Origin of the sequence: Nonomuraea turkmeniaca, from assembly GCF_005889735.1 — a bacterium.
In the GTDB taxonomy this organism is placed as follows: domain Bacteria; phylum Actinomycetota; class Actinomycetes; order Streptosporangiales; family Streptosporangiaceae; genus Nonomuraea; species Nonomuraea turkmeniaca.
In genome coordinates this window covers 1-7122 of the sequence record NZ_VCKY01000371.1, presented here as the reverse complement: position 1 = coordinate 7122, position 7122 = coordinate 1, and the positions used below count along the sequence as shown (strand labels likewise).

Annotated in this window: 8 protein-coding genes; 6 read left to right on the top strand and 2 right to left on the bottom strand. The window is 70.9% G+C overall.

All coding sequences use genetic code 11. The features are described 5' to 3' along the window. On the top strand, positions 1-202 hold a 202-nt coding region (locus ETD86_RS51350; RefSeq protein ID WP_138673893.1), incomplete at its 5' end, for a zinc-binding dehydrogenase. On the opposite strand, the gene ETD86_RS51345 is transcribed toward ETD86_RS51350, so the two are convergent. Both ETD86_RS51345 and ETD86_RS51340 read right to left on the bottom strand, forming a co-directional pair. Next, positions 186-1103, bottom strand: coding sequence for a TIGR03621 family F420-dependent LLM class oxidoreductase (locus tag ETD86_RS51345; protein ID WP_246149479.1), 918 nt, complete (start codon positions 1101-1103; stop codon positions 186-188). The genes ETD86_RS51350 and ETD86_RS51345 overlap by 17 nt on opposite strands. Before the next feature lie 57 nt (positions 1104-1160). Beyond that, entirely contained in the window at positions 1161-1814 is a 654-nt protein-coding gene (locus tag ETD86_RS51340) for a hypothetical protein (protein ID WP_138673891.1), read from the bottom strand. 99 nt (positions 1815-1913) lie between these two features. On the opposite strand from ETD86_RS51340, the gene ETD86_RS51335 reads away from it, so the two are divergent. From ETD86_RS51335 to ETD86_RS51315, 5 genes are all read left to right on the top strand, one after another. Then, positions 1914-2681, top strand: a complete 768-nt coding sequence (locus ETD86_RS51335) for a phytanoyl-CoA dioxygenase family protein (protein ID WP_138673890.1) — start codon at positions 1914-1916, stop codon at positions 2679-2681. Beyond that, a complete protein-coding gene (locus ETD86_RS51330; protein ID WP_138673889.1) occupies positions 2666-3622 on the top strand; it encodes a phosphotriesterase family protein in 957 nt (318 codons plus the stop codon). Before ETD86_RS51335 ends, ETD86_RS51330 begins: the two co-directional genes overlap by 16 nt. Continuing rightward, a complete protein-coding gene (locus tag ETD86_RS51325) occupies positions 3619-4812 on the top strand; it encodes a cytochrome P450 (protein WP_138673888.1) in 1194 nt (397 codons plus the stop codon). The genes ETD86_RS51330 and ETD86_RS51325 overlap by 4 nt, the downstream gene beginning before the upstream one ends. Then, the gene (locus ETD86_RS51320) at positions 4809-5612 is read left to right on the top strand and encodes an SDR family NAD(P)-dependent oxidoreductase (RefSeq protein WP_170223752.1); all 804 of its coding nucleotides are present in this window, start codon (positions 4809-4811) and stop codon (positions 5610-5612) included. Before ETD86_RS51325 ends, ETD86_RS51320 begins: the two co-directional genes overlap by 4 nt. A 357-nt stretch (positions 5613-5969) precedes the next feature. Continuing rightward, entirely contained in the window at positions 5970-6827 is an 858-nt protein-coding gene (locus ETD86_RS51315; RefSeq protein WP_138673886.1) for a Gfo/Idh/MocA family protein, read from the top strand. The last annotated feature ends 295 nt before the right edge of the window (positions 6828-7122 follow it).

Genomic DNA, 7122 nt, shown 5'->3' with positions numbered 1-7122 from the left:
GGGGGTGACCGTGCACGACGGGATCGGTCACCTGCTGGGGCGTGACGGGGGCGTGCGGGACCTGAGTGTCCGGGCTCTGGAGGCGGCCGCGAGCGGGGCGCTCACGCCCGCCGTCCAGGCGTTCCCCCTCGCCCGGGCCGCCGCGGCGCACGAGGCGTTGGAGAGCAGGAACACCATGGGCAAGGTCATCCTCGTGCCGTAGCGAGCTCCTCGACGACGGGGAGGAGGACGGGGAGATCGCGCTCGTGGTGCACCACGAAGTACGAAATATCGTGCTCATCCCGCCAATAGTGAAGCATGTCAACCATGTCGCGAGGCGTACCGAGGAGCACCTGGGGCGTCTCGTCCAGCGACGAGCTGTCGGCCGCGCTCCACGCCTCCTCCGCCTTCCGCTCTCCCGCCTGGACCACGCTCGTACCGAGCTCCAGGCGGGCGTAGCGGTCGCCGGCGGCCGCGCGGACGTGCCGGAGCTTGCCCAGGAACGCCTCCAGCCCGCCGTCCTTGCTGTCGGGCCCGCTGCCGTCCGGACGTACCCGCATCCCGATGTTCACCACGTCTGCCTGCTCGGCCGCCAGCCGCAACACCCGCGGCCCGCCGCCGCCCAGCACCAGCGGCGGGTGCGGCCGCTGCACGGGCTTGGGCCGCTGGTCGAGCCCGTCGATCCGGTAGTGCCGGCCGTGGAAGCCGAACGGACCGTCCGCCCAGAGCCCCTTGAGCACCGTGATCGCCTCCTGGAGCCGCTCCACCCGCACGCCGGGCGCCTCCAGCGTCATCCCGGCCGTCGCGTAGTCCTGCGCCATCCACCCGGTCCCGATCCCGACCTCCAGCCGGCCACCGGACAGCAGGTCCAGCGTCGCCGTCTCCTTGGCCAGCACCGCCGGATGCCTGAAGTCGTTGGCGAACACCAGCGTCCCGACGCGCAGCCGGTCGGTGGCGCAGGCCGCCGCGGTGAGCGCCGCGATGGGCGCGAACCGGGGTCCGACCAGGTGATCGGGCACCAGCAGCACATCGAACCCGGACCCTTCCAGCCGCCTGGCCCTCTCGGCCCACGCCTTGCCCGACTCCGCCTCCCGCACCACAGCCCCGAACCTGAACGGCCGCACGGTCCCTCCCATGGCGTTGAGCAAGCGCTTGGGAAAGACTGTACAGCCGCTCGCCGATCAGGTGCGCTGCGCGGGCGGCAGGGCGAGAGCGATGCCGCCGGAAGCGGCCGCGAAGACCAGCCAGGCCGCGCCCGCCGCCAGGTTGCCGAGTTGCGCGATCCAGGCGACGGGGATGAGGAACGGCGCCACGATCATGGCGATGGCCGCCCACTTGGGTGCCGCGCTACGCAGGGCGGCGATGCCCAGCAGGACGAAGCCCAGCAGGCTCAGGAAGAAGGAGAACCCGAGGGCGGAGGTCGGCAGCCCTTCGTCGATCTCCGTCACCAGCCGGTTGGTGGTCGGCACGTCCAGCCCGATCTTGGTGGCGGCGTAGATCACGCCGTCGGTGTCGATGCCGATCGGGAGTGCCAGGATGAAGGCGAGGATCATGCCCACGAGCCCGAGTACGGGCCGTCCCGACCTGGCCACCTTGCTCACCGCGAAGATTCCGGGGATGAAGGCGGCGATGCTCAGGACGCCGAGCCAGCTCCACAGGGCGTAACCGTCCAGATTGGCGACGAAGGACCGGATGTAGGCCTCGCCCTCGGCCGTGGCCTCGTGGGGGGCGAACAGCAGCGTCAGGGCGAGCACGAGGGGCGCGACCACCGCGCACACGATCATGGCGTACCGGGTGAAGCCGGCGATGGTGGGGGATGTCTCAACTGTGGTCATACTCCCGAGGGTGAGGTGGGGCCCGGGTGGTGCGCATGAGTAGGGGGTACTCAAATCGTCCTCTTACCAAGCGCTTGCTTTAGGTGCGAGACTGAGGCCATGGAGATCCCGGTGCGCCACGCCACCGACGACGAGGTGGCGTTCTTCCACGAGCACGGCTGGGTGCGGCTCGGCCGGCTCATCGATCCCGGCACCGCGGCCGAACTGCGCGAGCGGGCCACCGGCTACCTGAGCGGCCGGGCGAAGGGCAAGCAGACTCCGGTCGACCAGGCGTTCGGGCAGGCGAGGGACATCGCCGCGAGCGACGAGATGTTCGGCGCGATGACCATGAGCCCCCAGATGGGGCGCAACGCCGTACGGCTGCTGCGGGGGGTCCGCGCGGTCCGCGTGCAGGTCACCAACCTCCTGGTCAAGGAGGCCGGCGAGCACGGGGCCACCGAGTTCCACCAGGACTTCCCCTGGATGCCGATGGACCGCTCGGCCATGCTGACCGTGTGGCTGGCGCTGGCCGACGTACCCGCCGACATGGGCTCGCTCAGGTTCTACGAAGGCTCGCACCGCCATGGCCTGCTCGGGCGCAGCTTCACCCGGCCCGGCGACGACCAGCTCAGCCAGCATCCGTGGCTGAAGGAGCTGGAGGTGTCGCCGCCGCTCGACCTCAAGGCCGGCGACGCGACCGTGCATCACGCGCTGACCGTGCACGGCGCGCCCGCGAACCGCCACGACAGCCCGCGGCTGTCGTTCACCGTCACCTACTTCGACGCCGACGCCCTCTACACCGGCCTGCCGTACTCGCAGACCGACGGGCTCGGGCTCCAGGTGAACCGGCCGTTCGAGCACGAGAGGTTCCCGTGCCTGAAACCGTGAGAGGCCCGGTCGCCGACCTCGGGGCGACGCTCATGCACGAGCACGTCTTCGGGCTGAGCCCGGAGATCCTGTGGAACTGGCCGGACATCCCGGAGGGCTGGGACCTGGAGACGCGGGCCAGGGAGGCGGCGGGCAAGCTGGACGCGCTGAAGGCCGAGGGCGTCGACACGATCGTGGACCTGACGGTGATCGGTCTGGGCCGGCACATCCCGTCGGTGCAGCGGGTGGCCGAGCTGACCAGCGTGAACATCGTGGCCGCCACCGGGCTCTACACCTACGACGCGCTGCCGCCGTACTTCGGCAACCGGGGGCCCGGGTCGTTGTTCGGCGGGCCGGACCGGCTGGCGGAGTTCTTCGTCCGGGACATCGTCGAGGGCATCGGGCGGACCGGCGTCAAGGCCGCCATGCTCAAGTGCGCCTCCGACCACCTGGGCATGACGAAGGGCTGCGAGCGGGTGTTCAGGGCGGTCGCCGAGGCACACCTGGAGACCGGCACGCCGATCACCACCCACTCCCACAGCGCCTCCAGGGGCGGTCTGGAGCAGCAGCGCCTGCTCGCCTCGCTCGGCGTCGACCTCGGCCGGGTGGTCATCGGGCACGCCGGTGACGCGACGGACGTGGCGTACCTCGAAGAGCTGGTCGCGAACGGCTCCTACCTGGGGATGGACCGCTTCGGCATCGAGACGATCAGCTCGTTCGAGGACCGGGTGTCGGTCGTGGTCGCGATGTGCGAACGCGGACACGCCGGAAAGATGGTGTTAGGTCACGACTCGTACTGCTTCAACGATCGTTTCGACGCCGACGTCGTACGCCAACGCCACCCGAACTACCACCTTCTCCACATCTCCCGCGACGTCGTGCCCGAGCTCCGCAAGAGGGGTGTCACGGACGACCAGCTCCACCAGATGCTCGTCGACAACCCGCGGAGGATCTTCACATGATCGAGGACTTCGACGTCACCTCGGACTGGCACGTCGCCGACCCGTACCCGTTCCTCGCCCGGCTCCGTGCCGAGTCGCCGGTGTTCTGGAGCGAGCACCTCCAGGCGTACGTCCTGACCCGGTACGCCGACGTGCGGGCGGCCTACGGCGACCCGCGGCGTTTCTCCTCCAAGGGCTCGCTGACGATCTCCCGCAGCCTGACCGCCGAGACGAGGGAGAAGCTGGGCGAACACGGCTCGTTCCTGTCCAGCTTCGTGGCGAACGTGGACCCGCCCGACCACACCCGGCTGCGCCGGTCGGTGTCGAAGGCGTTCACCCCGCGCGCGGTCGCGGCCATGGAGGAGACGTTCCGGCAGCTCAACGAGGAGCCGCTCGACAGGGTCGCCCCCCAGGGCGGTGCGGACTTCGTGGCCGAGATCGGGCACGAGCCGTCGATCAAGCTGACCGCCCGCTTCATCGGGGTGCCCGAGTCCGACGAGGCGTTCGTGCAGGCGCACGTCAAGGACTGGTTCCAGCTCTTCCTGTCGCCGCAGCCGCCGGAGCGCCAGCTGGAGCTGGCCGACAGCTTCCTGACCTATCTCGACTACGTGGACCGCCTGGTGGCCTCCCGGGCCAAGGACCCTCAGGACGACTTCACCTCGCTGATGACCTCACTCATCGGGGACGAGCTGTCCCACAGGGAGGTGGTCGAGCTGATCTCCACGATCCTGCTCGGCGGCAACGACACCGTGCCGAACCAGCTCGGCAACACCGTTCTGCGCCTGCTCAGGGAGGACGCCTGGCCGGTGCCGCCGTCACTGGCCGGGAACGCGGCCGAGGAGTGCATGCGCATCGACGGCGCCTCGCTCGGCTCCTTCCGCTACGCCGCGACCGACATCTCTCTCCACGGCGTGACGATCCCGGCGGGCGCCCTCGTCCTGTTGTCCACCGACTCCGCCGCCCACGACGAGACCGTCTTCCCCGAGCCCGAACGTTTCTGGATCGACCGCCCGAACGCCGCCGACCACATGGTCTTCGGCTACGGGATCCACTTCTGCGTGGGCGCCGCACTCGGCCGCCTCCAGCTGCGGACGGCGCTCGACGTGCTCGGCCGCCGCCTGCCGGGGCTGCGGCTCGTACCCGGGCAGCCGATCGTGTACCGGAAGTCGATCGTCGGCCGTGGCCTTCCCTCGTTGCTGGTGGCGTGGTGACCGGGCGCTTCGACGGGCGCGTCGCGCTGGTGACCGGGGCCGGATCCGGGATCGGCGCGGCCTGCGCCGCCCGGCTCGGCGCCGAAGGCGCCTTCGTGGGCGCGCTCGACCTGCGGGCGGCCGGCGCCAAGGCCACCGCCGCCGCCATCCGCGCCCACGGCGGCACGGCCATGGCACTGACCTGCGACGTGTCCGACGAGAAACAGGTGGAGGAGGCGGTCGCGGCCCTGGTGGCGTCGTTCGGCCGGGTGGACGTCCTGCACGCCAACGCCGCCGCGCTCGATCGCGAGGTGTACGGCCGCGACCGGGAGCTGGACACGCTCGACGTGGGTGTCTGGGACCGCACCATGGAGGTCAACCTGCGCGGCGCCCTGCTCATGGTCAAGCACACGGTCCCCGTCATGCCCGACGGCGGCGCCATCGTGCTCATGTCATCGGTGTCCGGGCTGGTCGGCGACACGGTCCACGCCGCGTACGGGGCCTCCAAGTCGGCCCTGATCGGCTTCACCCGCTACGTCGCCACCGCGTACGGCGCCCGCGGCGTCCGCTGCAACGCCGTCGCCCCCGCCCTCGTCATGACGCCGACCGCCCAGCGTGCCCTGACGCCTTCCCAGCTGGCCGACAAGGCCGCGGAACGCCTGCTCCCGTGGCCGTGCACGGTGGACGACGTGGCAAACCTGGTGGCGTTCCTGGCCTCCGACGAGAGCCGCTGCATCACCGGCCAGACCCTCGTCATCGACTCGGGAACCCTGGCCCACCGCCCCCAGCACGCCATCCAGCGGTCACGCGACCACCCATGACCCGGCTGCCCGGGCTACCCCGGCCAGGCCTGCCGCCGCCCGCTCCACCTGCGCCCGCCCCACCTGCGCCTCGCGTCTGCAGCGCCTGCGATCCAGCCGCGTCGTGACGCCTGGGCGCACGTCGGCCGAACGGTGCCGACACCGCCCTCAACCGAACGGCCGTGCGACATTGGGTCGCCGGGCACACCATCCCGCAGGAGCCGGCCTTACGGGCGCCGTCGCAGGAGCCGGCCGGTGGGCGTGGGCGACGGGACGGTCGGTGTGTTGGAAAAGTCGGTGGATTTCCGTTCGGAAAGGGCGTGGATCTTCCCGAATGTGGGAGATATGCCGAGAGAATCCCAATTCAACGGAGGTTTCATGGAGCCGGTGGCTGTCGGGCTGATCGGGGCAGGGCCGTGGGCACGTATGGCGCACGCGCCCATGCTGGTCAAGAGCCCGCACACCCGCTTGGCCGGCGTATGGGCCAGACGTCCCGAAGCGGCCGCCGACCTCGGCGCCCCCGTGTTCGAGCGGATCGAGGACCTCTTCGACGCCTGCGAGGCCGTGGCGTTCAGCGTGCCGCCCGCCGTGCAGGCCGAGCTCGGCGTCCGTGCCGCACGCGCCGGCAAGGCACTGCTGCTGGAGAAGCCCTTGGCGGATTCACTGGAGGACGCGCGAAGGCTGGCCGACGCGATAGCGGAGGCGGGTGTGGGGTCCCAGATGGTGCTCACCCTGCGGTACGCCGTCCAGACCCGCACGTTCCTCGCCCGGTGCCACGAGATCGAGCCGTTCGGCGGCCACGCCGCGAACATCTCCGGCGCCCTCCTCGGCGACCATCCCTTCGCCACCCCCTGGCGGCTGGAGCGCGGCGCGCTGCTCGACGTCGGCCCGCACGTGATCGACCTGCTGGCCGCCGCACTCGGCCCGGTGACCGGCGTGCGCGCGCACGGCAGGTCGCTCGGCTGGACCGGCCTGCTGCTGGAGCACGAGGGTGGCGCGGTCTCCGAGGCGTCGCTGTGCATGGCCGCCGTCGGCGACCTGCCGCCCGCCACGTTCGCCGTGTACGGCCGCACCGGCAACGCCGTCCTCCTGCCCTTCGACGACGACCCCCTGGACGTGATCGCCGAGGAGTTCGCCACGACCGTCAGGAACGGTGGCGGCCACCCCCTCGACGCCGCCCACGGGCTCCGGCTGCAGCGGATCATCGCCGAGGCCGAGGCCCAACTCGCCCCTTGACGGCGCGGCCATTTGGGGGATTGATAGCGTTTGTCCGACGCGCAGTGCGCAGCGAAGTCCGGTGCGAGTCCGGCGCTGTCCCGCAACTGTCATAGCCAGGTCGCCTGCCTCTGCGCTGACGCCATCAACCCTCGTGGAAAAGGGTGATCCGTCGCACATCGCGGGTCTCTCGGTTCCGACAGTGTGAAAGGACTACTCGTGAGGCCCGTACGCACGGCCTTCGCGGGCGCGCTGCTGGGAACGCTGGTGCTGGCCGGATGCGGCCAGACCGGCACCACCACTGCCACCCCCACCT

Bases quoted from the DNA above. Each gene is read 5' to 3' on its own strand.
- ETD86_RS51315 (WP_138673886.1), top strand. From the start codon at position 5,970: ATGGAGCCGGTGGCTGTCGGGCTGATCGGGGCAGGGCCGTGGGCACGT.
- ETD86_RS51340 (WP_138673891.1), bottom strand. From the start codon at position 1,814: ATGACCACAGTTGAGACATCCCCCACCATCGCCGGCTTCACCCGGTAC.
- ETD86_RS51325 (WP_138673888.1), top strand. From the start codon at position 3,619: ATGATCGAGGACTTCGACGTCACCTCGGACTGGCACGTCGCCGACCCG.
- ETD86_RS51335 (WP_138673890.1), top strand. From the start codon at position 1,914: ATGGAGATCCCGGTGCGCCACGCCACCGACGACGAGGTGGCGTTCTTC.